Annotated in this window: 21 protein-coding genes; 6 read left to right on the top strand and 15 right to left on the bottom strand. The window is 50.4% G+C overall.

Annotation, left to right across the window (positions count from 1 at the left end):
- The 11 genes from yihA to H1R82_RS09005 all read right to left on the bottom strand — a co-directional run bounded on the left by yihA (nt 1) and on the right by H1R82_RS09005 (nt 13,812).
- A complete protein-coding gene (gene yihA, locus H1R82_RS08955; protein ID WP_181731797.1) occupies nt 1-597 on the bottom strand; it encodes a ribosome biogenesis GTP-binding protein YihA/YsxC in 597 nt (198 codons plus the stop codon).
- A complete protein-coding gene (lon, locus tag H1R82_RS08960) occupies nt 578-2,926 on the bottom strand; it encodes an endopeptidase La (RefSeq protein WP_181731798.1) in 2,349 nt (782 codons plus the stop codon). The genes yihA and lon overlap by 20 nt, the downstream gene beginning before the upstream one ends.
- Before the next feature lie 147 nt (nt 2,927-3,073).
- Nucleotides 3,074-4,735, bottom strand: a complete 1,662-nt coding sequence (gene lonB / locus H1R82_RS08965; RefSeq protein WP_181731799.1) for an ATP-dependent protease LonB — start codon at nt 4,733-4,735, stop codon at nt 3,074-3,076.
- Between the two features lie 122 nt (nt 4,736-4,857).
- Nucleotides 4,858-5,976, bottom strand: a complete 1,119-nt coding sequence (locus H1R82_RS08970; RefSeq protein ID WP_309544813.1) for a lipid II:glycine glycyltransferase FemX — start codon at nt 5,974-5,976, stop codon at nt 4,858-4,860.
- 172 nt (nt 5,977-6,148) lie between these two features.
- A complete protein-coding gene (gene clpX / locus H1R82_RS08975; protein ID WP_181731801.1) occupies nt 6,149-7,414 on the bottom strand; it encodes an ATP-dependent protease ATP-binding subunit ClpX in 1,266 nt (421 codons plus the stop codon).
- A gap of 17 nt (nt 7,415-7,431) precedes the next feature.
- Nucleotides 7,432-8,016 (bottom strand): ATP-dependent Clp endopeptidase proteolytic subunit ClpP, encoded by a 585-nt coding sequence (gene clpP, locus H1R82_RS08980; protein ID WP_181731802.1) that lies wholly within the window; start codon nt 8,014-8,016, stop codon nt 7,432-7,434.
- A gap of 79 nt (nt 8,017-8,095) precedes the next feature.
- Nucleotides 8,096-9,394 carry a trigger factor gene (tig, locus tag H1R82_RS08985; RefSeq protein WP_181731803.1) on the bottom strand — a complete coding sequence of 433 codons (1,299 nt, stop codon included), beginning with the start codon at nt 9,392-9,394 and terminating at the stop codon, nt 8,096-8,098.
- A 384-nt stretch (nt 9,395-9,778) separates the two neighbouring features.
- Nucleotides 9,779-10,711, bottom strand: a complete 933-nt coding sequence (locus H1R82_RS08990; RefSeq protein WP_037993563.1) for an NAD(P)H-dependent flavin oxidoreductase — start codon at nt 10,709-10,711, stop codon at nt 9,779-9,781.
- 169 nt (nt 10,712-10,880) lie between these two features.
- The gene (locus tag H1R82_RS14665) at nt 10,881-11,096 is read right to left on the bottom strand and encodes a hypothetical protein (protein ID WP_232333875.1); all 216 of its coding nucleotides are present in this window, start codon (nt 11,094-11,096) and stop codon (nt 10,881-10,883) included.
- Between the two features lie 25 nt (nt 11,097-11,121).
- Nucleotides 11,122-12,858, bottom strand: a complete 1,737-nt coding sequence (locus H1R82_RS09000; protein WP_181731804.1) for an ABC1 kinase family protein — start codon at nt 12,856-12,858, stop codon at nt 11,122-11,124.
- Between the two features lie 57 nt (nt 12,859-12,915).
- The gene (locus tag H1R82_RS09005) at nt 12,916-13,812 is read right to left on the bottom strand and encodes a R2-like ligand-binding oxidase (RefSeq protein ID WP_181731805.1); all 897 of its coding nucleotides are present in this window, start codon (nt 13,810-13,812) and stop codon (nt 12,916-12,918) included.
- 184 nt (nt 13,813-13,996) lie between these two features.
- Between H1R82_RS09005 and H1R82_RS09010 the strand changes: the two genes are divergently transcribed.
- Nucleotides 13,997-15,469, top strand: a complete 1,473-nt coding sequence (locus H1R82_RS09010; protein ID WP_181731806.1) for a LuxR C-terminal-related transcriptional regulator — start codon at nt 13,997-13,999, stop codon at nt 15,467-15,469.
- Nucleotides 15,470-15,520: 51 nt separating this feature from the next.
- Here H1R82_RS09010 and H1R82_RS09015 read toward each other — a convergent pair whose 3' ends face one another.
- From H1R82_RS09015 to H1R82_RS09030, 4 genes are all read right to left on the bottom strand, one after another.
- Nucleotides 15,521-16,675 carry a thiolase family protein gene (locus H1R82_RS09015; protein WP_181731807.1) on the bottom strand — a complete coding sequence of 385 codons (1,155 nt, stop codon included), beginning with the start codon at nt 16,673-16,675 and terminating at the stop codon, nt 15,521-15,523.
- A 35-nt stretch (nt 16,676-16,710) separates the two neighbouring features.
- Nucleotides 16,711-18,264: a fatty acid--CoA ligase gene (locus H1R82_RS09020; protein ID WP_181731808.1), complete on the bottom strand. Its 1,554-nt coding sequence runs from the start codon at nt 18,262-18,264 to the stop codon at nt 16,711-16,713.
- A gap of 30 nt (nt 18,265-18,294) precedes the next feature.
- Nucleotides 18,295-19,899 (bottom strand): long-chain fatty acid--CoA ligase, encoded by a 1,605-nt coding sequence (locus tag H1R82_RS09025; RefSeq protein ID WP_181731809.1) that lies wholly within the window; start codon nt 19,897-19,899, stop codon nt 18,295-18,297.
- A 198-nt stretch (nt 19,900-20,097) separates the two neighbouring features.
- On the bottom strand, nt 20,098-21,807 hold the full coding sequence (locus H1R82_RS09030; protein ID WP_181731810.1) for a sigma-54-dependent Fis family transcriptional regulator: 1,710 nt from the start codon (nt 21,805-21,807) through the stop codon (nt 20,098-20,100).
- Nucleotides 21,808-22,129: 322 nt separating this feature from the next.
- Here H1R82_RS09030 and H1R82_RS09035 point away from each other — a divergent pair, with 322 nt between their 5' ends.
- The 5 genes from H1R82_RS09035 (at nt 22,130) to H1R82_RS09055 (ending at nt 25,739) form a co-directional block, all read left to right on the top strand.
- Complete coding sequence (locus tag H1R82_RS09035; RefSeq protein ID WP_181731811.1) at nt 22,130-22,555, top strand: RrF2 family transcriptional regulator; 426 nt, start codon at nt 22,130-22,132, stop codon at nt 22,553-22,555.
- Nucleotides 22,556-22,563: 8 nt separating this feature from the next.
- A complete protein-coding gene (locus H1R82_RS09040) occupies nt 22,564-22,761 on the top strand; it encodes a YezD family protein (RefSeq protein ID WP_181731812.1) in 198 nt (65 codons plus the stop codon).
- Between the two features lie 93 nt (nt 22,762-22,854).
- On the top strand, nt 22,855-23,799 hold the full coding sequence (locus H1R82_RS09045; RefSeq protein WP_181731813.1) for a sulfonate ABC transporter substrate-binding protein: 945 nt from the start codon (nt 22,855-22,857) through the stop codon (nt 23,797-23,799).
- 18 nt (nt 23,800-23,817) lie between these two features.
- The gene (gene ssuD, locus H1R82_RS09050; RefSeq protein WP_037993580.1) at nt 23,818-24,963 is read left to right on the top strand and encodes an FMNH2-dependent alkanesulfonate monooxygenase; all 1,146 of its coding nucleotides are present in this window, start codon (nt 23,818-23,820) and stop codon (nt 24,961-24,963) included.
- The gene (locus tag H1R82_RS09055) at nt 24,960-25,739 is read left to right on the top strand and encodes an ABC transporter permease subunit (protein ID WP_181731814.1); all 780 of its coding nucleotides are present in this window, start codon (nt 24,960-24,962) and stop codon (nt 25,737-25,739) included. The genes ssuD and H1R82_RS09055 overlap by 4 nt, the downstream gene beginning before the upstream one ends.
- Nucleotides 25,740-25,764 lie beyond the last annotated feature (25 nt).

Here is a 25,764-nt window from a genome sequence, read left to right on the forward strand (position 1 = left end):
CTACTCCTGATTTGCGTTCACTTGTTCCTCAATCAAGTTCCACAACTGCTCTTTACCATATGCAGTTTGCGCGGAAAAGAGAAGGAACGGATCTTCTTTTTCCATTTTCAAAGTTTCCCTGATGATCTTGGCATGCTTTTGCCATTTTCCTTTCGGAACTTTATCTGCCTTGGTGGCCACGACCCATGTCGGGATGGAATAATACGTTAAGAACTCGTACATATTCTGATCATCTTTCGAGGGTGGGTGTCGCAAATCAACCACTTGGATCACCGCTTTGAGCGGTTCCCGTTCCAGCAGATAAGTTTCCATCATTTTTCCCCACTGTTTTTTCATCGCTTTCGGAACGCGGGCAAATCCGTAACCGGGAACATCCGCAAAATAAAAAAGGTCATTGATCCGGTAAAAATTGATGGTTTGGGTTTTCCCGGGTTTTGAACTGGTACGCGCCAGATTTTTTCTTCTGATCAGACAATTGATGAGCGATGATTTGCCCACATTGGAACGCCCGGCCAGAGCAATCTCCGGCAGGGCGTCATCGGGGTATTGATCCGGTTTCACCGCACTGATCACAAACTCAGCTTTCTTCACCAGCATAAGGATCCCTCACTAACGCCAACCGCAACACTTCATCCATGTGCTCCACCGCTGTAAACTCCAATTCTTTCCGCACGCTTTTGGGAATGTCTTGAAGATCTTTTTCATTATCCTTGGGGATCAACACATGTTTGATACCCGCCCGGTGGGCACTCAACGATTTTTCCTTCAATCCGCCAATGGGCAGCACCCGTCCGCGCAATGTGATTTCCCCGGTCATCGCGACAAAACGGGAAACCGGAATTCCGGTCAATGCGGAAACCAAAGCGGTAGCCATGGTAATTCCGGCTGAAGGGCCATCTTTGGGAATGGCTCCTTCCGGAACGTGGATGTGAATGTCGTGTTTTTCATGGAAAGACGGATCAATGTTCAATTCCTTGGCGCGGGAACGAATGTAACTGAATGCGGCTTGGGCCGATTCTTTCATCACGTCTCCCAATTTCCCCGTCAATGTGAGCTTACCGTTTCCGGGCAACAAGGAAACTTCCACGGACAACGTGTCCCCGCCCGCTTCCGTCCAGGCCAGGCCGGTTGCAATCCCGACTTGATCCTTTTCTTCCGCCCGTCCGTAACGGAAACGCTCCGGTCCCAAATATTTTTCCAAATTATTGGATGTAATGACCACTTTCTTTTTCTTGCCGGAGACAATTTGCTTGGCCGCTTTCCGGCACAAGGTTCCGATCGTTCTTTCCAGATTCCGGACCCCGGCTTCCCGCGTGTAATTCCGGATCAATTTCAACAATGCCCCCGACTGGATTTGCATGTTTTCTTTGGTTAAACCGTGTTCTTTTAACTGTTTGGGGAACAGATGGTCTTTGGCAATGTGCTCTTTTTCAATTTCTGTATAACCCGAAATGTATAAGACCTCCATCCGGTCGAGCAACGGACGGGGAATATTGTGAATCACATTGGCCGTGGTGATAAACATCACTTTGGACAAATCATACGGAATCTCAATGTAGTGATCGCTGAATGCCTGGTTTTGATTCGGATCCAGGACTTCCAAGAGCGCAGAGGCCGGATCGCCTCTGAAATCCATGGACATCTTGTCAATCTCATCCAGCAAGAAGACCGGATTGGTGCTTTGCGCTTGTTTCATTCCCTGAATGATCCGGCCCGGCATGGCACCGACATAAGTGCGGCGATGTCCGCGAATCTCCGCTTCATCCCGCACGCCTCCCAATGAGACACGGACAAAATTCCGTCCCAGCGCACGGGCAATGGAACGTGCCAAGGAAGTTTTTCCGACTCCCGGCGGGCCGGCCAGACAAAGAATGGGGCCTTTCATTTTCTTGACAATCTGTTGCACAGCCAGGTACTCCAGCACCCGTTCCTTTACTTTTTCCAATCCGTAATGATCCTCGTCCAGCACTTTTTCCGCTTTCTCCAGGCTGAGATCGTCTTCGGTTTCATGAAGCCACGGCAAATCCAATAACCAATCGATATAATTGCGAACCACACCGCCTTCAGCGGAACTGGTCGGGATTTTTTCCAAACGGTCAATTTCCTTGTCAATCTTTTCTTTGATCTCTTCCGGCGCTTTTAACTCGGACAGTTTTTGCCTCAATTCTTCCACTTCGCCCATGCGCCCTTCTTTTTCTCCCAGTTCCTTTTGAATGGCCTTCATTTGCTCACGCAGATAATATTCTTTCTGCGTTTTTTCCATCTGTTTTTTGACCCGGGAGTTGATCTTTTTCTCCAACTCCAGCACTTCTTTTTCGTTATGGATCATGGACAACAATTTTTCGAGACGGGCCTGAACGTTCAACGTTTCCACAATCGTTTGCTTGTCTGCAATCTTCAGCGGAAGATGTGATGCAATGACATCCGCCAGCCGTCCCGGTTCATCAATATCCGCCACGACCGAATACGTTTCCGGCGAAAGCTTTTTGGACAAGCGCAGATATTGTTCAAAATGCTCCAACACCGCCCGCATCAGCGCTTCCGTATCCAGACCGTCTTCTTCTTCTTCCGCCAATTCTTCATACCGGACGATGTAACAATCTTCATCATCGAGGTATTCAATGATGCTTGCTCTTTTCAAACCTTCCACAAGCACCCGGATGGTGCCGTTTGGCAACTTCAACATTTGACGAACCTTTGCAATCGTACCGGTCCGGTAGATATCGTCTTCGGTGGGTTCCTCTATCTGAAGCTCCTTTTGCGTTGCAAGCAAAATCAAATTTTGGTCGTCCACCATTGCCTTTTCCAATGCTTGAACCGACTTTTCTCTTCCTACATCCAAATGCAAAACCATGGTGGGAAATACAACCAAGCCTCTCAATGGCAAAAGAGGCAATACATGTTGTTCCCCTTCTTTTACAGCCATACATGCACCTCCGTTGCTGTCAACACAAGGAACAGGATGCCAGCTTTGTACGATTTTATCTTATTCATTCTTTTTTGTCTACGACACGAGGGCAACCGCCGGCAGCGGCCCGCAGCCGGAACAAAAAGTGGACTCTGCATTCCTATATTATACCGGAGCCGAAGTGGGTGAAAAAAGAACCGGCATTTCCACGGATTTTTCCCGGCCAAAAGCAAGTTCAAAAACCGTCTCAATGCGTTCAACAGGAATCACTTCAATCCCTTCCAACTGCATAAAAATCGACTGCATGTTTTCTTTGGGAATCAACACTTTCTCAGCTCCTGCCTGCTTGGCCGCTTCCACTTTGGCAATGATGCCTCCCACGGGCTTCACATATCCGTGAATGCTTAACTCTCCGGTCATGGCCATTTTGGGGTCCATCGGAATGCCTTTAATGGCGGAATAAATCGCCGTGGCCATGGCAATTCCCGCCGAAGGGCCATCCACCGGCACACCGCCGGGGAAATTGATGTGCAAATGGTAATCATCCGGTTGCAACCCCATTTTTCGCAGAACCGTCATCACATTTTCCACCGAACCCCGGGCCATGCTTTTTCTTCGCAATGTCCGCTGCCGGTTGGCCATTTCCTCTTCTTCGACCACTCCTGTAATCCGGACGGTTCCCTGATCTTTTGCCGCGCGGGTTGCCGACACTTCAATTTCCAAAGTCGCCCCCATGTGCGGGCCGAGCACGGCCAATCCGGTGACGAGCCCCACTTGTGCTTTTTCCGGCATTTTCAATTCCGGGCGCGGATTTAACTGACTGCTGTTTACAACCCATTCCACGTCACGGGCTTCCACCCGGTTGCGCTGTTCACTCAACGCCACGCCCACTGCGGTTTGGACAATATTCACCGCATCGCGCCCGTTCATCGCATAACGCATGATCACCTGAACGGCTTCCGGGCTGTAATCAAAATGAATCCTCTCCAGGGCATCGGTGGCGATTTTCTCGATTTCATGCGCCAACAGCGGTCGAAAAAAAATCTCCATGCAGCGTGACCGGATGGCCGGAGGAATTTCTTCAGGAGGTCGTGTGGTTGCACCAATGAGGCGAAAATCAGCCGGCAAACCATTTTGGAAAATGTCATGAATATGCCGGGGGGTATTGGTGTCTTCTTCATTGTAGTAGGCACTTTCCAAAAACACCTTGCGGTCTTCCAACACTTTTAACAGTTTGTTCATCTGCACGGGATGCAATTCCCCGATTTCATCGATAAACAAAACCCCGCCATGCGCCTTGGTCACCGCTCCCGGTTTGGGTTGGGGAACCCCGGCGATTCCCATGGCTCCGGCTCCCTGATAAATCGGATCATGCACCGAACCGATCAAAGGGTCGGCAATGCCCCGTTCATCAAAGCGGGCCGTGGTCGCATCGATTTCAATGAACTTGGATTTTTCATTAAAGGGAGAGAAACGGTTCTTTTTCGCTTCCTCCAAAATCAGGCGCGCAGCCGCTGTTTTCCCGACTCCGGGCGGCCCGTAAATCAGGACATGCTGCGGATTCGGTCCGCACAACGCCGCCTTTAACGAACGAATGCCCTCTTCTTGTCCGACAATGTCCTCCAGTTTGGCCGGCCTGGTTTTTTCCGCCAGGGGTTCGGTCAAAGAGACCTCGCGCATGGACCGGAGCCTTTCCAATTCTTTGCGTGATTCTTTATTTACCGCACTGCGGCTGGATTGTTGGCTTTTTAACAAACTCCAGAAATAAATCCCGATAATGATGGAGAAAAACACTTGTAAAAACATAAGTAAAGAAGTCCAGTTCATAGGCCCCTTCCTTTCCTCCCTGCAATTTGGACAGACACCGTCTGCTTTTTCTGTATTATGACCGCAGGAGGAAAGGGATACTCATGCTTTTTCAATAGCCAAAAAGCACCAAAATCGTGGCATCAACGGCTTTTCATGTACATGTCGAAAGCCCAGTGCAGCATCGGGATGACCGGGTAATCCCATTCTCCCATAAATTGACAGGCTTCACCGCCAAAACCCATTTTAAATTGCAGCAATTCAAATAACCGGTTGTTTTCATCCAAAACCGTGGAAATTCCCCGGAAATCAAATATGGTGTCGCCATGCCGGTAAGCATCCTGAATCATCTTCCAACGCAGCAGGTACGCGGACGGATCTTCGTATGAATCACTGCGCCGGGCATTGTACAAATCCCATGTATGCCCGTCCACTCTCACCGCCAGCGAGGCGCTTAACAACTGATTGTCTTTCCGTGCCAAATAAAGCCGGATCCGGTAAGGATTTTCCAATACCAATGTTTCAAACATTTTTTCAAAATAAGAAACATCCCGGACATTGGATTGTTCCCGTTTGGCCGTCAGCGAGAGCAACTCGTGAAACTCCGGCAAATCGTTTTCGGTTCCCAGGTAAACATGCACTCCGCTGTTTTCCGCGTCCCGGATCCTTTGTTGCCAGTCCGGATGGAAACCCGAAAAAATCTGCTCCAACGATTTTCCTTTCATGTTCAGGCGAAAGACAAACTGCGGTTGCACGGTGTCGAAACTGTCTTCCCCGCCGTTTTGTCTCCATCCCATCTCCGCCAATTCCTGTTTCACATATTCCACCGCATTGAAGACCTGATCCGGCAAAATGTCTGTCAAACGTTTATTTTTCAATCCATGGGATTTAAATTCCTGAACAGCTTGGGAAATCCGGTTCGCAGACCACTTTTTGCTGACAAGCGGCGGATCCATTTTCACGGAGAATACATTACGGTTTTTCAAGTGGTGAAACAAAGGATGGAACCAATCGGTCAGGGAATAACTTGAAAACCAATCGATCATCGGTCCTCGGGGTATGTATGCCAAATATTTATTTAATCCGGGCACCTTCCTGTATAATACAACAGCTCCGCCCACCAATTTGCCGTCTTTCGTCGCCCATCCCAAAAATTCATGTAACCATTTCCATTCGGACTTCAAGTCCGCCCAAGACGGATACTGTAAGAAATTTCTGTAAGGTTGCGTCTCAACGAAATCCAAAAATTTTTCTCGCTCCACTGAAACGATTTGTAACAAATTTCCTCACCCCTTTGTTAATCGAAAAAGCAGCTCTACCCGCGACGTAGAACTGCTTCTAATTCGATCAGAAACTACTACATTTTAACATATCATGAACCATAGAAAAAAGCATCTGCTATTTCTCCAGCAGATGCCCAAATCCCATTCTTCCTCAAGCAGATTCTTCTTTTTTTGTTGTAATGACGCGCCCTTCACGGGTGTAAAGTTTCGGGCTTCCCCCTTGCACCACCGTGTCCTTGGTGATGACACATTTGACGATATCATCGCGCGAAGGCAATTCAAACATGACATCCAGCATGATGGACTCGATGATCGCCCTGAGTCCCCGGGCCCCCGTTTTGCGCTTGATGGCTTCTTTGGCAATGGCCTCCAGCGCGTCTTGTTCAAAGGACAATTCGACATTGTCCATTTCCAACAGTTTTTTGTACTGTTTCACCAGTGCATTTTTGGGCTCGAGCAAGATGCGCACCAGCGCTTTCTCATCGAGCGGTTCCAATGTGGAAATAACCGGAAGCCTTCCCACAAATTCCGGAATGAGACCAAACTTCAAGAGGTCTTCAGGCAACACCAGCTTCAGGTATTCGCCCGGTGTCATGTTGACGTTTTGCTGGTCCATTCCAAAACCGATCACTTTCTTGCCGATCCGCCGTTTGATGATCGTTTCCAATCCGTCAAAGGCGCCCCCGCAAATAAACAAAATGTTGCTGGTGTCAATTTGGATGAACTCCTGGTGCGGGTGTTTGCGCCCTCCTTGCGGCGGCACACTGGCTACGGTTCCTTCCAAAATCTTCAGCAACGCCTGTTGGACACCCTCACCGGACACGTCACGGGTGATCGACGGATTTTCAGATTTGCGGGCGACTTTGTCAATCTCATCAATGTAGATGATCCCGCGTTCCGCTTTTTCAATATCGTAATCCGCCGCTTGGATCAATTTGAGCAGGATGTTTTCCACGTCTTCCCCGACATAACCCGCTTCCGTCAGCGAAGTCGCGTCCGCAATCGCAAACGGGACATTCAGGATGCGGGCCAATGTTTGGGCAAGAAGGGTTTTCCCGCTCCCCGTCGGTCCCACCATCATGATGTTGCTTTTTTGCAGTTCAACATCATCGGATTTCTGCGAAGAATTGATCCGCTTATAGTGGTTGTAAACCGCAACGGACAAAGCTTTCTTCGCTTCTTCCTGACCTATGACGTATTCCTCCAGAATAGCGCAGATCTCTTGTGGTTTGGGCAAGTTTTGCAGATCGATTTCTTCTTCATTGCCCAATTCTTCTTCCACAATTTCATTGCACAATTCAATGCATTCGTCACAGATATATACACCAGGTCCGGCGACCAGCTTGCGCACCTGATCCTGGGATTTTCCACAGAAAGAACATTTCAATTGTCCTTTTTCTTCATTGAACTTAAACATCTTCTCTCTCACCCCTTTCAACGATTGATGGCCATCACCTGGTCCACGATGCCGTATTCCTTGGCCTCTTCGGCACTCATGAAATAATCGCGATCCGTGTCCCGGGCGATCTTGTCAATCGGTTGCCCCGTTCGTTCAGACAAGATCCGGTTGATTCTCTCTTTAGTCTTCAGGATCCAGTCTGCATGAATTTTTATGTCTGTCGCTTGTCCCCGGGCGCCTCCCAGAGGTTGGTGAATCATCACTTCGCTGTTTGGCAGCGCCAAGCGCTTTCCTTTCGCACCGGCGGCCAGCAAAAAGGCTCCCATGCTGGCGGCAAGCCCGACGCAAATGGTGGAGACTTGCGGCTGAACATGATTCATGGTGTCGTAAATCGCCATACCGGCGGTTACGGAACCACCTGGTGAATTTATGTACAAATAAATGTCTTTTTCCGGGTCTTCCGCACTCAAAAACAGCAATTGGGCAACAACCAAATTGGCCACATTATCATCAATGGGCCCTCCCAAAAAGATAATGCGGTCTTTCAACAGTCTGGAATAGATATCGTAGGAGCGCTCTCCCCGATTGGTCTGTTCTACCACCATTGGCACCAAAGGCATTAAAAACACCTCATTTCGGAGTGAAAAATTTGAAAAACAAGGCACGTTTTCACGTGCCTCACTTCATCTCCTATCATCATTATGCCTTATTTTTACTGTTCGATACAAGTAGATCGATCGTTTTCTTCATGCGAAGTTGATCCTTCACGGAATCAAGGGCACCTTGATTTTCCAGAATGCGGCGCACTTCATCCGCTTCGCGGCCCATTTCTTCAGCCATTTGTTTGATTTCTTCTTCCACTTCTTCATCTTTGACTTCAATTTGCTCTTCTTTGGCAATGGCTTCCAAAACAAGATCGGCGCGAACGCGTTTTTCCGCATCTTCTTTGAACTGGTCTTTTAACGCTTCTTGATCCTGGCCGGTGAATTGCGCATAGGTTTCCAGGTTCAAGCCTTGGTACATCAAGCGTTGTTCAAATTGGCGCAACATGTTTTCCGTTTCGTTTTCAATCATCACTTCCGGAATTTCCACTGTTGCATTTTGCGCCGCTTTTTCCACCAGTTCATTGCGGATGAAGTTTTCTTTGTCTTTTTCCGCTTTTTCTTTCATGTTTTTCTCGATGTCGGCTTTCAATTCTTCGAGCGTGTCAAACTCGCTGACATCCTGAGCAAATTCGTCGTCCAGCTCCGGCAGGTTCAACCGTTTGATTTCGTGAAGTTTCACTTTGAAGGTGGCCGGTTTCCCTTTCAAATCTTCAACATGGTATTCTTCCGGGAAGGTGACTTGAATTTCTTTTTCTTCTCCGGCCTTCATGCCGATCAGCTGGTCTTCAAAACCGGGGATAAACGTTCCGGAACCGACTTCCAGCGTGTATTGTTCTGCTTTCCCGCCTTCAAAAGGTTCTCCGTCGACAAATCCTTCAAAGTCAATGATCACACGGTCGCCTTTTTCCACGGTTCCATCTTCCACCGGTTCCAATTGACCTTGTTGTTTTTGCATGCGTTCGAGTTCTTTTTCCACATCTTCGGGTTTCACGGCGAATTGTTCTTCATCCACTTCCACTTCTAATCCTTTGTATTCACCGAGTTCCACTTCCGGTTTCACGGTCACCGTCGCCTTGAAGATCAACGATTTGCCTTTTTCCAGTTGCTCGATGTCGATCTCCGGACGGTCCACCGGCACGATTCCCGTTTCTTCCACAGCTTGTTCATAAGCTTTGGGCAGCAGGATATCGAGAGCGTCCTGATACAACACTTCGACGCCAAACCGTTTTTCGAAGATGGCACGCGGCACTTTCCCTTTGCGGAATCCGGGGACATTCACTTGTTTGACCACTTTTTTGAACGCTTGGTCCAGTGCGTCTTGAACCGATTGCTCATCTGTTTCGACCGTAAGGATACCTTTGTTTTTTTCTGTTTTTTCCCAGCTTGCCTTCATTACACAGTTACCTCCTGCATCACAAATCTATCATATGGTATGATCAGTCCGATTCACTAGTATCGCTCCCCGCAATAACCACTTCATTATAACACAGTAAAGCAACTTTTCAATAAACATCAAACATCCATGAACAGGAAAAAAGCCCCTATAAACCCGGGGAACTTACTATTCATCATTATGTATCCCATACCAACAGCCACTATGTTAAACCATGTGATCTCATCTTGTAAAGAAGATCAACAATTAACTATAAATATTCGTTTCATCCTTTCTTTTTCCTCTTTTTATCCGTGATCCCGGGACAAAAAATGCCGGACGGCCCGGATGGCAACGAATGAACGCCAATCACCGCGGTTTTCCGGGTCGTCCCTTTTCCGTCTTTTAAGAGATTTTTCCAACCGCTTCCTCGTATTCCCGCTTCAGCTCCGCCACCACTTCCTGAACGGTTTGGACTTTCCGGATCTGACCCACTCCGTGGCCGGCCGACCAAATGTCTTTCCATGCTTTGGGACCGGTTTCATTCATTTTGGAGAAATCGACGGTTCCCTTTTTCTCCAAGTGCTCCGGATCCAAACCGGCTCTTTCGATGCTCGGTTTCAAATAGTTGGCATTGACACCGCTGAATGCGTCGGTGTAGATGATATCATCCAAGTCTGACTCAATCAGCATGTTTTTGTAATCTTCACTGGCCAAACTTTCAACCGTCGGAATGAAACGCGTCCCCATGTAAGCGAGATCCGCTCCCATTACTTTGGCTGCCAGGATATCGCGGCCGTTGGAAATACTTCCGGCCAGAATCGTCTTTCCGTTCCAAAATTTGCGCACTTCACCAATGAACGCAAACGGGTTGATCGTCCCGCCATGCCCCCCTGCGCCGGAACAAACCAGAATCAATCCGTCAACACCGGCAGACGCGGCTTTTTTGGCATGAGGCAAAGTGCTCACATCCGAAAACACCAATCCGCCGTATTCGTGCACAACATCCACCACGGGCGCCGGATTGCCGAGGGACGTGATCACAATGGGCGGCTTGTATTTTTGGATCGCTTTCAAATCTTCCTCATATCTCCGGTTGGTCCGGTGCACCACCAGGTTGACCGCCCAAGGGGCCACGGTTTGGTTTTTTTCCAATTCTTCGATGGATTCCGTAATTTTTTTCATCCAAACATCCAAATCTTCGGACGTCCTTGCATTTAACAAAGGAAATGAACCGACGATTCCGGCTTTGCAACACTCGATCACCAATTCCGGGCCGGATACCAGAAACATCGGCGCTGCAACCACAGGCAAAGTTAATTGTTCCAAGTTTGGCATGTTTCATCGCCTCCTCTTCTACATCTTACCCGAATCTGAAAATAATTTCAGCCTAAACGTAAGGTTTTATTTTTTCTGTCAATTTTTTAATTTCCGTTTCCAAGTTTTTGATCTTTTCTTCCAACTGTAAAAGCTGTTGTTGCTTTTCTGAACGCCCCGTCCTCCACTTTTAAATCCGCTCAAACAAGAGCAACAGGCTGGGATCATGCATAACCGTCCAGATGACCGCATCCTCAAACGTTTCTTTCCTTCCCGGCATTCCGTGGTCTTTTCCGTTTCGCAAATGTTCATCCAAGAGCTTTTCGATTTTGCTGTTGTTTGGGCCGCCGGATTGCCGGAAGAAAGCTTCGATTCGCTCTTCCATGGTCATTTTGCGCTCTTTCAACGCCATCCCCCTTCCCGTCATCCCGTCAAGCTCTTTTGGAACGGAACACTCTCCATAACAGGTAAACACTCAGCGCCGATGCCCCCCACAGCATTCCTTGCATCAACCATTTGATCGACTGGACTGACTGCATCCATTCATTTCCAAAAGCAAGAAAAACTGCCGATCCCACGAATAAGCCGCTTGCCAGCCAAGCCAACGCCATCCGGTTGACCATCTTGTTCATTTGCCGGACCAAATGATCATCGGTCCGGTTTTCCACCACCACTTTCCAGTCATTCCACGCAAGCCGCTCCAGGATTTTGTTCAGCCTGCGCGGCAAAGTGCCGGTCAGCTTCGCCACTTCACTGATCCAACTGGCATTGGCCCGGTAGTTAAACCTCCGCGACAACCAGCTTTTCAAGATTTGCACATCGGCCGATTCCACAACCGTGTGGTAACTGATTTCCGGGCACAACCACCGTGCCGTCCCTTCTGCGGCCGTGAATCCTTTTGCCCACAAAGCCATGGCATTGGGAATGCGGCAATGGTTTTTCACCCCGATCACAATCGCCTGGATCAAGAGATTCCCCCAATTGTATTTGCCCGCCTGATCACTGTTCACATAGTGCACAAAATGGGAACGCAACTGATCTTTTAAGCGGATCGGATCGGTGTAAGGCGTCGGTTGGATAATATCCAAAACGGCTTCCGCCGCATCTTCCGCCTGATTCAAGCGGGTGTGAAGCAACATGCGGAAAATGGCTTCGGTATGGAGGGAATCCACCCGCCCAACCATTCCCCAGTCAATCACATACGCCTTTTTCGTGTGCTTATCGATCATGATGTTGGAACCGTGCGGATCACCATGATAATATCCTTCGGAAAACGTTTTGACATAATAATGGGCCAAATCGACCATCCGCATAAACCGTTCTTCAAACGTGAGAAAATCCACCGGAAATTCTTTGAGATTCCAACCGTCCACATACTCCATCACCAGGACATTTTTTGAAACCTTGTACACTTCGGGGACGGAAATGGTCTCAAAATCCTTCATCATCTCCCGGTGCTCTTTCATGGTCCGGGCTTCGGCCAGCATGTCCAGTTCGTTGGTCGAACTGCTGTAATAATCACGGACCAACCCGTTTAAATCCACTGAAGCTGCGTATGGGGGAGGGAGCCTTTTTTGCAACCGGCCGGCAAATTTTTGGATGATGGAAATATCCGTTTCAAACAGTTTGTCCACGATGGGGCGGACCACTTTGACGGCACAAACCCGTCCATCCTTTAATTGTGCACGGTACACTTGGGCCAATGAAGCGGATCCGACCGGTTCCGGGTCAATCCACTCAAACTCCTTTAATCCTTCCGGAAGCCCGTCTTCCATCACCGCGGCCATATAGCGGAAAGGCATGGGAGGAACTTCGTTTAACAACTCCGAAAGTTCCGTCGTCACCGGCTCGGGAATGATTTCCTGCCGGGAAACAAGAACTTGTCCCAGTTTGATAAAAGTGGGACCCAGTTCCTCAAAAACCATCCGCAGCCTGCGTCCGAACCGGTGCAGTTTTTCTTCTTCTTCCCGGGTCCGCTTTTTAAAAAACAGCCGGAACAACCCGCGGTCTTCCAACAAGTGAAGCAACCCGTGCTTGGCAAAGATTCCGGCAATGGTGCGATACCGTTGACTTCTCGTGATTTTCAAACGCATTTCAAGAATTTCCCGCCTCGCCTGATCCAACTCCAAATCCGAAACCTCTTTCGCCGACACGACGGACACACCCATCCCCCCTTCCAAAGATTAAGACAGGCGGACACCGGGTCCGCCTGATCCAATGCAAAATTATTCATCCGTCAAGCCGACATCTTTTTCGCTGATGGAATAAATTTCATCCGGCGTTTTTCCGCGCGCCCGCCGGAGCACTTCCATGCGTGTTTGAAACTGTTTCATTGCAAAAGCAACAATGTCATCTTTTTTGAGATCAAACGGAAACGGATCCATCGTGCCGAAGATTTCATCCACCACACCAATTGCATGCGGAAGCAGCAACTCCATCCGTTTGACAACCACATCCCATATGTGATCATGCTCTGAAATGAGCCGCTGCAAAAGATAGCTCCCGTAACTGATATGCCGGGCTTCGTCTCGTTTCAAATTCGTAACGGCTTCAAACATCCCGGGCATGGCCAGTTGTCCCTTTAATGCGGTATAAAATGCATGATAACCGGATTCGGCCAGGATTCCTTCCACCACCATGTTATAAGTAACCGAAGCTTCCGCCTGCGCTTCCGGTGACGGATCATCAATCAGACGTTCCATCGCCTGCGGCAGGTACTCGTAAAAAATTTTCTTAAAGTGGCTCTGATGATAAATCGTCAAATCCCCGGCCCCGCCGACCACTTCATCCAAAAACCTCCGGAATACCTCGGTATGTTTCGCTTCTTCAAACAGAAATGTCGTCAAATACAATTCCTCTTCCAAACGCCCTTCCATGGAAATCACCCGGATGAGCGGAAGCAAATCCCGGGTCACTGCTTCTTCCCCCGCCTGAAACATCGCCCCCAAGCGAAGACTCGCTTCTTTTTCATCGTCCGTGAAGGTTTGCCATGTTTCTTTATCTTGGGTAAAATCAATGTCTTTCGGATCCCAGACCCCCAACTTTTTCGCCTTGTGATATAACCGCATGGGCAAAAGCGAATGATCCAATCCCTTTTCACCGGTTGTTTTCAGTTCCCGCACAATCGTTCCCCCCTCAATGATTCAAACAAGATGTCACCGCTTACAACAGCAAAACGCCTTTGCGCTCCTTCTTTACACACATCCAACCATTTCAATTAAATGTTATTTTATTTGAAATATTTGGACAATCCCTGAAATTCTGGGTTATAATACCCCTAAAACCAAGGTTTTTAGGGGGTTGGCCATGGAAATAGAGCAACTGCTTGATCTGATCTCCGGCAGATATCCGGAATGTTTGGCACGATGGCATTTGAAATTATCCAAGTGGAATGCCCCGGATGAACAAAAAGCCGCTCTGTCCCGTCTCTTCTCTTTCCTGCTTGATCACCTGGATCTCGCATTTTCCGACGAAAACGCTTGGATTGACCGGTTGCAACAACGGATGATGGGTGAATCACCGGCCGTCGATCCGAAACATTGGATGTTTGCCGTCGGATCCTTGGAACAAATCCTCATGGAATTGGTCATGGAATCGCAAGATCCTTCGTTTGTCCAACAGGCCTTTCACAAGATCCACACGCTGTGCATGAACATCAACCTGGCCCTGATGCAACGGCCGTTTTTGTCACTCCGCGCTTTTGATTCTCCTCACATCCGGTCTCATTCCCCGCTGGTTCAACTGCTGCAAGGATTAAAAATCCGTCCGGATGTCCGGTGGAGCAAAATGGCGGTGCTCACTTCCGAAGGAAAAATTCTGGACCTGGCAGTCCATCATCCGCGGAACAACCGATGGGTTGCGGCATACCCCACGGAGAGACAAACTTTATTTGTCCGTCGCATCCTCCAGGGAAAAGCCCGGGGGTTCACCGAACCCGTCAACCAACATCTCACGCTGGCCATTTCAGGCAGCAAAAATGCTTTGTCCCGGTCTTATGCCCGGGAAATTGCGAGTTGGATCCGGCATGCCCTGCAGTTTTCCCGGCAATATACCAGCGGCCCGTTGTATGACACCCTCCGGCAATATGAAGCGATTCTGGAATTTGATGACACGTTGCTTTCCACCAGCGGCGTCAAGGAAACCTTGCTCACCAGCATGAAACAAATCTGCCGCCTGACCGGCTTTCAACGCAGCGCCTTTTTTTGGTACTATCCCTTATTAAAGAAGGTGGAAGGGATTTGCTCGTATAATGTGCCGTTGGAAGAAATTCAGCGGATTCATGAATCCGAACAGAATGTGCCTGGGATTTCCAAATTGTTTGATGTCAAACGCCCGGTGTATTTCCGGCAGGTTCACCATCTGCTGCCGAAACATCACATCCGGCATTTCCGTTTAACTTCTCTTTTGGTCGCTCCTTTGTTTGAAGAGAACCATCATGTCACCGGGGTGCTTTTGTTGGATCAAAACGGAAGGCCTTTCGACGTTTCACAAACCACCATCGAAATCATCCGCTCCCTGTTGACCCGCGTATCCCGGAATTTACGCACCAAACTTTATGCCAACGCGTCGCCCCTTCAACTTTCCTCCCCGCTCACCCACCGGGAAAAGCAAATTCTCCGGTTCAGCGCCGACGGATTAAGCACCAAACAGATCGCCGCCAAACTGAAAATCAGCGAACACACCGTGAATGAATATATCCGGTCGGTCTTTAAAAAACTGCACGCCAAAAACCGGGCCGAAGCGGTTGCCAAAGCCCTGCGCCAACGGTTGATCAAATAAAAAGGACGGTTGAGCTGCAGGTTCAACCGTCCTTTTCTCATTTTCACCCTTTTATCCGTCCAGCCGTTCAATAATGGTTGCATTGGCCATGCCGTATCCCTCGCACATGGTTTGCAGTCCGTACCGGCCGCCGCTTCGTTCCAATTCATGCACCAGGGTCGTCATCAATCGGGCTCCCGAAGCCCCGAGCGGATGTCCGAGTGCAATCGCCCCGCCGTTGGGATTCAATTTTTCCGGATCGGCGCCCGTTTCACAAAGCCAAGCGAGCGGCACCGGCGCAAAGGCTTCATTCACTTCAAAAAGATCGATCTCTTCCAATTTCAATCCCGCTTTTTTAAGCACCTTTTCCGTTGCCGGAATGGGTCCGGTCAGCATCAGGGTCGGATCGGACCCGGTCACCACACGGGACAAGATGCGAAAGCGGGGCTTTAACCCCAGCTGTTCCGCTTTTTCGCGGGACATCAACAAAATAGCCGCCGCGCCGTCACTGATTTGGCTGGAGTTGCCGGCATGAATTTTTCCGTTCTCCACAAAGGAAGGGGACAAAGCGGCCAGTTTTTCCATGGAAGTGTCTTCCCGCGGCCCTTCGTCCTGATCCATCACCTGTTCGCTTCCGTCGGGCAACCGGACGGCAACCGGCATGATCTCTTGCTTGAAACGCCCTTCTTTGCGTGCCTGGACTGCTTTTTCATGGCTCAGGAGGGAAAATTCGTCCAGTTGCTCCCGTGAAAACCCCCATTTGTCGGCAATGCGCTCCGCCGACAAGCCTTGATGGATCATCTCATACCGGGAGGTAAGTTGTTTACTGAAGGCGGCGCCTTGAAAATTGGAAGACATCGGCACGCGGGACATGCTTTCCACGCCGGCCGCCACGACCACATCCATATCCCCGCTTAAAATCGCCTGGGCCGCAAAATGGACGGCTTGCTGGCTGGAACCGCATTGCCGGTCGATGGTGACCCCGGGCACATCTACCGGAAATCCGGCGATCAATGCAGCCAATCTCCCGATATCTCTTGCTTGTTCGCCGGTTTGCGTCACACACCCCATCAACACATCTTCCACCAGTTCCGGAGGGATTCCGGCCCGCCGGACCACCTCTTTCAACACCATAGCCGCCAAATCGTCCGGGCGGATTCCGCTTAAAGCGCCGTTTCGCCGCCCAATCGGCGTGCGAACTGCTTCGATGATGACTGCCTCCCGCATGGTCCATCGCTCCTTTTTTCTTTTTTCACGTTTCATCAGGCTTGGTTTTTGTGTTGGTTGCGCAAAAGAAACTTCTGAATTTTCCCGCTGGCGTTGCGGGGAAGCTGCTTGACAAACCGGTATTCTCTCGGCCGTTTGTAACGGGCCAGTTTTTCGCTTTGCCGGCAAAACCGGTCCAATGCGTCTGCCGTCACCCCCTGGTCTTTTTTGACGACATAAGCCACCACCCGCTCTCCCCAAGTTTCATCCGGTTCCCCCAACACCGCCACATCCAACACCCCGGGGTGCTCATACAGCACATCCTCCACTTCCCGCGGATAAATGTTTTCCCCGCCACTGATGATCATATCATCCAAACGGTCGGCCACCCACAAATATCCGTCTTCATCCACATAACCCAGATCCCCGGTATGGTACCACCCTTGATGCAGCGATTTGCGGGTCTCCTCTTCGTTGCGGTAATATCCTTTCATCATGCAAGATCCCCGGACGAGAATCTCCCCGGTCTCACCGGGTTTGAGCACATTCTCCGGATCCGACGGCGCCCCTTCCCTGACACGCACCACCCGGACCTCATGGTTTAAACAAGGCTTTCCGGCAGACCCGGCTTTGGTGATCTGTTCCTCTTCCAACAAAAAGGTGACCGCCGGTCCCATTTCCGTCATTCCGTAGGCCTGAACCAAACCGATGCCGAGCTTCTCCCGGCAACGTTGAATCAATGCCGGAGCCATGGGAGCCCCGCCGTACAACCCCAGGCGCAACGACGACAAACAGTACCGCGACAAATCTTCCTGCAACAACATGTTCCACATGGTGGGAGCGGCAAAAAAGACGGTGACCTTCTCCTCCTGCACCAGCTTTAATACCCGTTTCGGATCAAATTGGCGCATGATCACCTGTCCGGCTCCGATATGCACCCTCGGCAAAAACGCACAATGCAGTTCGGCGCAATGAAACATGGGAGCAGTCACCAGCCCCCGGTCTTTCGGAGTCAAACGCATCATCGCCAACATGATCAGGCTTTGCTCAATCATGTCGCGATGGCGGTGCATCACACCTTTGGGCCGGCCGGTGGTTCCGCTGGTGTACATGATGCCGTACAGGTCCTCTTCCGACACCTCCGCTTCCGGCCGGTCATCCGGAGCCAGCCGGACCCGTTCATGGTAACTTTCAGCATAATGGGGAGGGTCCCCGTCCGTCATCCAAAACGAAGTCCGGGGAAATCTCCCGTAAATCTTTGCAATCGGATTTTCCAAGGCTTTTTCAAACAAAACAATTTTGGGTTCGGCATCATGCAAAATATAAGCCACTTCTTCGGCCGTCAAACGGAAATTGACCGGGTTGAAGACCGCGCCGATTTTGGCACAGGCAAAGAAAGCAGTGACCAACTCCACGGAATTAAAAAGGTATGTGGTAACCCGGTCCCCTTTGTTCACCCCGGCCGCCAAAAACGCCTGGGCCAGCCGGTTCACTTCGCGATCCCACATCCGGTAAGTAAATCGCCGGTTCTTCTCTGCATCAAACAGCGCTTCTTTGTCCGGATCCTTTTGAACCGTTTGCTCCAGGATCTTCCCGATGGTTGGGTACATGAACGAAGCGTTCCCCCTTTAAAAAGTGAATCAACCTTTGATATATTTCTTACGCAATTCCATTTTAGAGAATTTCCCCGCTGAGGTGCGCGGGATGGAATCCGTAAAAACAAACTCATCCGGCAGCCACCATTTACTGAACTTCGAAGCCAAAAATGCACGCAACTCCTCTTTGCCGGCTTTTTTTCCTTCTTTCAGCACGACGACTGCCAGCGGGCGCTCCTGCCATTTGGGATGCGGCATGGCGATCACCGCGGCTTCCTTGACCGAAGGATGGGCCATCAGTTCATTTTCCAAATCCACAGAACTGATCCACTCCCCCCCGGATTTGATCAGATCTTTTGTCCGGTCGGTGATCTTCATATAACCTTCCGGATCAATCGTTGCCACATCCCCGGTTTGAAACCAACCATCGTCTGTCAACACCTCTTTGGCATCCGGACGGTTATAATAACCGGCGGTAACCCAAGGACCGCGGATTTGGAGCTCTCCCATCGTTTTTCCATCCCAGGGGACTTCCCGATCCCCGTCCATCACCCGGATTTCGACAAACGGAACGGGCAATCCCTGTTTTAATTTGTATGCCAATTGTTCATCGGCCGGTCTTTCTTTTAAATGAGGCTTCAAATGGGATACGGTGGCCACCGGCGTGGTCTCGGTCATTCCCCATCCGTGCACCGCTTGCAAGCGATGCCGTTCCAATCCCCGGATCAACGATTCCGGTGGGGCAGCCCCTCCGATCAAAAGCTTGAGCTCCGGATCCAGATCCCACCGGTCCGGATTTTCGTCCAGCTTGTTCAACACATCAAACCAGATGGTGGGAACCCCGGCCGCAAAGGTCACTCTTTCTTTTTCCATCAAGTCCAGAAGGCTTTCGGCATCCAGGAACGGACCGGGAAACACTTGCTTGACGCCCAACATCACCGAAACAAAAGGAAGACCCCAGGCATTGACATGAAACATGGGAACAATGGGCATCCCGGCATCCTCACCGGAAATCCCCAACCCGTCTTTGAGCCCCAACATAAAGGAATGCAGCACCAAAGCCCGGTGGGAATAAACCACGCCTTTCGGCTTTCCGGTTGTTCCGGAAGTATAGCACATCACCGCGGCGTCATTTTCGTCCAGCCTGGCATAAGAAAAGGAATCGCCGGCACTCACCAGGAACTGTTCGTAATCTTCAGCGAAGGAAGGAACCGGTTGGCCGGTGAGCGGGACAACAAAGATCTTTTCCACGTCAATTTGATCCCGGAATTTTTCCAGAAGCGGCAAAAGGATATCATCGACGATCAAAAACCGGTCCCCCGCATGCCGGATGATATAAGCAATTTCCGTGGGATGAAGGCGCAAATTCAGCGTGTGCAAAACCCCGCCGGCCACCGGGACACCAAGATACGCTTCCAGGTGTATATAATGATTCCACATCAAGGTGGCCACCCGGTCCCCTTTTTTCAAGCCGGCTTGTTCCAATGCGCCGGCCAACATCCGGGCACGCCGGTAAAAATCCGCGTAAGTGTACCGATGCAACGAACGGTCCGGCATTCGGGAGACGATTTCAACAGAACCATACAAATCATTGGCCCTTTCCAATAAATGCGACAACGTCAGCGGATAATTCATCATGGTGGCACGCATTCCCCAAAATCCCCCCAGATTCCTTGTTATCCATCCTTACAAATAAGCAAATCCAATGCCAACAGTGTGCGGGGAAAAAGGCCGGAAAATCCTTCACTCCCTTTCTCCCGGAGCGGGTTGGCTCCGAAAAACCGGACACTTGCCCAAGGCCGGTGTCCGGATTCCGGACAGCAGGATGGCCCCCGGGGGTTTTTTCTTTCAAAACGCACTGGACAGTTCATACTTTTTCAATTTTTCGTATAAAACAGAACGGCTGATTCCCAACAGACGGGCCGCTTTCACTTTATTGCCTCCCGTCTCCAAAAGCGCCTGGCAGATTGCATTTTTTTCGGCTTGTTTCAGCAAACCATCCTCCTTTTGGCATGCGGTTTCTTTCAGGTCCCGCAGGGGAGAGGGGAGATCCTGCCACCGGATGATGCCATGCCCGGCAAAAATCATCGCCCGTTCCAAGGTGTTTTTTAATTCACGGACATTGCCGGGCCAATGATAATTCAACAAAATCTGTTCCGCTTCCGGATCGATTCCGGTGATGGCGGTCCTCAGCTTTTGATTCAGTTCTTTGACAAAGTGGCGGCACAACGGCAAAATATCCTGCTTCCGTTTTCTCAGCGGCGGGATGTTTAGCGCAATGACGTTCAACCGGTAAAAAAGATCCTCCCGGAACGTTCCCTTTCGGATCATCTCTTCCAGGCATTGATTGGTCGCGGCGATGATCCGGACATCGGTTTCAATCCGTCTGGTGCCGCCGACCCGGTAAAATGATTTTTCCTCCAGCACCCGGAGCAGTTTGGCTTGCAGTTTCAAAGACATGTCTCCAATTTCATCCAAAAACAACGTGCCACCATCCGCCAATTCCAATTTGCCGGGCTTTCCTTTCTTTCCGGCTCCGGTAAATGCCCCCTCATCGTATCCGAAAAATTCCGCTTCCATTAAATGTTCGGGAACAGCCGCACAATTGACGGTGACAAACGGTCCGTTTCTGCGCGGACTGTCAACATGAATGGCATGGGCCACCAGTTCTTTCCCGGTTCCGCTTTCCCCGCGGATCAGGATGGTTGAATCCCCGGCCGCCGCTTTTCGGGCACACCACTTTAACCGCTCCACTTCCGGATCACGGCTGATTACCTGTTTCCAAGTAAAAAGGGACGGCTTGGTCTGCCTCTTTCCGCCGGTTTCCGCGTTTAACCCTTCGTCCAGCTGTTCCAACCGCTTCTTGATTTGATCCCAATGCCGGTAGATCACTTTTCCGGCCACCCCCGCCACCTTCCCGTTTTCAAAAACCGGGCAACCGTGAACCAGATACCGGATGCCGTTGGCTTCCAACCACCCGGACACTTCTGCCTTTCCCGTTTTCATCATGTCTTTCAGCTTCAGTCCGGGAAGCAATTGGCCGATCGGTTTTCCCAGCCATTCTTTCCCGGAACAAGCCATGAGTTCAAGCAGGTTTTGGTTGGCAAAAACCATTTTCTCCTCTTCATTCACCAAAAACCAGCCGTCACTTCCTTGTTCCAGGATCCTCTCCATCATCCGGCACCGGGAAAACAGCATCCTGAGAAGGTCCGACCGGGAAAGCGAACCGGTGACTTGTCCTTCCCGGTCCAGCACAAAAACGGTTTCCACCTGACTGTGAACCATTTTTTCCAAGATTTCTTCCCAAGAGGGATTGGAAACAGCAAACGAGTCATCCTGCGGAAAATGATCTTGGATCGGGGCATGAAGCGGCAGCTTTCGCAAAACCATTTGCAGCAAATGGTCCCGGGTGACGGCGCCCAGAAATGTTCCGCGGGGATCCACCACGGGGATGGCCTCTGACGGGGAACGGAGCAATTTTGCGGCGGCATCCCGCACGCTATCCTCCGGATGAAGAAAAACATCCACTTTCTTTAAGATTTCCTGCAGTCGAATCATGATCTCCTCCCGGTAAATTCAGAAAATACTAATTTCATTTTAACAAAAAACCGCTCCCGGCTGTGAAATCGGCTGATCTGCTTCATAAAATGAATTTTGTCCGGATCACAGAAAATAAAATCATAGTAAATCGATGAGAAATTATGAAAATAACGATTGACCCGGACTAAGATTTGTAATACATTAATTTCAAAAGAATATAATGAAACGAACAATTCATTCAAAAACGGCTTGTTTCACCCGTTTCCAAACCTTTGCCGAAAAGTCGACAAATTTACTCAAGATTCTTTGGCTTGTTTCTGACTGCAAAGGGGATTGAACGATGAAAGTTTCAACCCGTGGCGAATACGCCTTGCGCACCCTCATTCTGCTCGCACAGCATTCCGGAGTCATCCCCGGCGCCGAAATCTCCGAAAAAACCCGGGTGCCGCTCAACTATCTGGAGCAGATCCTGCTTCAGCTGAAAAACCTCGGCTATGTCCAAAGCAAACGGGGAGTCCGGGGCGGTTATTTTCTGCGCAAACCGCCCGAGCAAATCATTATCGGAGAAGTGATCCGGCAGCTGGAAGGGCCGTTGGCCCCCATGGGATGCGTCAGTGTCACCGCTTATGATCCCTGTCCACTGGAGGAAGGTTGTTTGTTGAAACCTTTATGGGCCTTCATCCGGGACACTGTTGCCCGGTGTTTGGAACAGACCACTTTGAAGGACTTGCTGGAAGGTCAAATTCCGAGTGTCAAAGGGGCGTGAAAACCAAGATGAGACCGTCAACCGTTTCGGATGAACAAATGCTGCGCATTCAAAAATCACTGGAAGGGCTCGAATACGGGACTGTCGTCATCACGGTCCATGATTCCAACATTGTGCAGATCGACCGCACGGAAAAACACCGTTTCTCCTTGAAAAAATCCCGTCCCTCTCCGGACCGGGCAAACCCCAACCAAAAAAACATTTAACAGCCGACCAGAAAACTGGAGGCCCCACACCCTGTTTGGATTCAGGGATGTCGGGGCTTTTTTTCATTTTTAAAGCAAGAGGTGAAACATAACATGCGCCTGCGATTGATTCCTGTTGTTCTTCTCATCGCATTACTGTCTCTGACCGCTGGTTGCCGGTCCGGTGAAGCCAACAAAAACGAAATCCGGATCGGTTACCAAAAATTCGGGGTTCTAAGCATCTTGAAAGCCCGCGGAACCTTGGAAAAACGCTTCGAATCCCAGGGGATCCGGGTAAAGTGGATCCAATTTCCGGCCGGTCCCCAACTACTGGAAGCCCTTCATGCCGGCAGCATTGACATCGGGGAGACGGGAAACACCCCTCCCATCTTTGCGCAAGCGGCGGGCACCCCACTGGTGTATATCGGAGCCGGCAAGCCACGGCCCGAGGGTGAAGCGATTGTCGTCCATGATGACTCACCCATTCATGACATCCGGCAATTAAAAGGGAAGAAAGTCGCTTTGAATAAGGGCTCCAATGTTCATTATCTGTTGCTTAAAGCATTGGAAAAAGCCGGGCTTTCGTATTCGGATATCCGGCCGGTTTATTTGCCGCCGGCGGATGCCAAAGCGGCTTTTATCAGAAAAAGTGTGGATGCATGGGTCATTTGGGATCCTTATTTTGCCGATGCCCAGACGGATTTGAACGTCCGGATCCTCACGGACGCAAAGGGATACACATCGAACCGTTCTTACTATTTCTCGTCCAAAGACTTTGCACAAGGGAATCCGGACAAGATTCAGATCCTGTTGGATGAATTGCAAAAATCAGCCGAATGGTTTAACCAAAATCCCGATCAAACCGCCAAATTGCTCGCCAAACAAATCGGGATGGATTTCAAGCCGGTCGATATCGCCATCCGACGGGCGAAATACGGGATTGAACCCATCAGTCCGGACGTTGTTCAGGACCAACAACAAATCGCCCGGGCTTTCTATGAAACCGGCCTGATCCCCAAATCCATCCAAGTCCGCGATGTGATTTGGTCACCAAAATAAAATGAAAGGATGAGATTGATGAAACTGTTTTGGTTTCTCCCGACCCATGGAGACGGACGTTATTTGGGAACATCGATCGGAGGGCGCGCCACCGAGTATCCTTATTTGCTTCAAGTGGCTCAAGCCGTGGATCATCTCGGCTTCAGCGGCGCGCTCATCCCCACCGGACGATCCTGTGAGGATGCATGGATTGTGGCGTCCTCTTTGCTTTCGGTCACCAAACGGATGAAATTTTTGGTTGCGGTACGCCCGGGCATCATTTCCCCTTCGGCTTCTGCGCGCATGGCCGCCACTTTTGACCGTTTGTCCAACGGACGGTTGCTCTTAAATGTCGTCACCGGGGGAGATCCGGTGGAACTGGCCGGGGACGGCATTCATCTCGACCATGACACCCGCTATGAATTGACTGATGAGTTTTTAACGGTCTTTCGCCGGATCATGCAAGGGGAAAAAGTGGATTTTCACGGCCGCCATCTCCATATCAAAGGCGGGAGCCTGCTGTTTCCCCCAATCCAAAATCCGCATCCGCCTTTGTATTTCGGCGGCTCTTCTCCCGCGGGAATGCAAGTGGCCGCAAAACATGCGGATGTCTATCTCACATGGGGGGAACCCCCGTCCCAAGTTGCTTCCAAAATTGAGCAAGTCCGCAAGCTTGCCGCTCAACAAGGAAGAACCGTAACGTTTGGCATTCGCTTGCATGTCATCATCCGCGAAACCGAAAAAGAAGCGTGGAAGGCGGCCGAAGAAATGATCCGCCATCTGGATGACGAGACCATTCGCAATGCCCAACATATTTTTTCCCGCTTTGATTCCGTCGGCCAACAACGCATGACCCGGCTTCATCACGGCAAAAAATCCAATCTGGAAATCAGCCCCAATTTGTGGGCCGGAATCGGCCTGGTCCGGGGCGGCGCCGGCACAGCGCTGGTCGGGGACCCGCAAACGGTTGCCAAACGCATCCGGGAATACGCCGATTTGGGAATCGAAACCTTTATTTTGTCCGGCTACCCCCATCTGGAAGAGGCCTACCGGGTTGCGGAATGGCTGTTCCCGGAACTGTCCCTTCCGGCCAGTCCTCTTTACTCCCGGCCGTCCGCCGTGAGCCCGTTCGGGGAAATCGTGGCCAATCATCATCTTCCGCAAAAGAAAGAAGGGGTGAAATGAACATCCGGCATTATGCACGCAAATTTCATTTTCTCCTGTCTTGGCTGGTTCCGGCCCTGCTGATCGTGCTCTGGCAAATTTTTTGCAGTATCGGCTGGATTTCCGACCGGACCTTGCCGGCTCCCCTCACGGTGATTGAAGCGGCTGTCCGCTTGACCCGGTCCGGGGAATTGCCGCAACATATTGCCGACAGCACGGTCCGGGCCCTTTTGGGATTGGGGATCGGCGGCGGGATCGGGCTGTTGCTGGGATTTTTAAACGGAATCTCCCGGGTGGCTGAAAAGCTTTTGGATTCCACGGTGCAAATGTTGCGCAACATCCCTCATCTCGCTTTGATTCCGCTTGCCATCATGTGGTTTGGCATCGGGGAAGAATCCAAATTATTTCTGGTTGCCCTCGGGGTCTTCTTCCCCGTCTATTTAAACACGTTTCACGGTATCCGCCACATCGATCCCGGATTGATTGAAGTGGGCAAAATTTATCAACTCACCCCCTGGTATTTTTTCTGGCACATCCTTTTGCCCAACGCGTTGCCTTCCATCCTCATCGGGCTCCGCTATGCCTTGGGAATCATGTGGCTGACACTGATCGTGGCCGAAACCATCTCCTTTGACTCCGGCATCGGCTACATGGCCATGAATGCCCGGGAATTTATGCAAATGGATGTGGTGGTGTTAAGCATTCTGCTCTATGCTCTGCTCGGAAAAGCGGCAGACCTTTTGGCAAAAATGTTGGAGAACCGTTGCCTGAAGTGGCGGGAAACCCAATCACCGTAACCATGCAATTTTCAGGAGGTGTTTC

Origin of the sequence: Thermoactinomyces intermedius (genome assembly GCF_013912365.1) — a bacterium.
Taxonomy (GTDB): Bacteria; Bacillota; Bacilli; order Thermoactinomycetales; family Thermoactinomycetaceae; genus Thermoactinomyces; species Thermoactinomyces intermedius.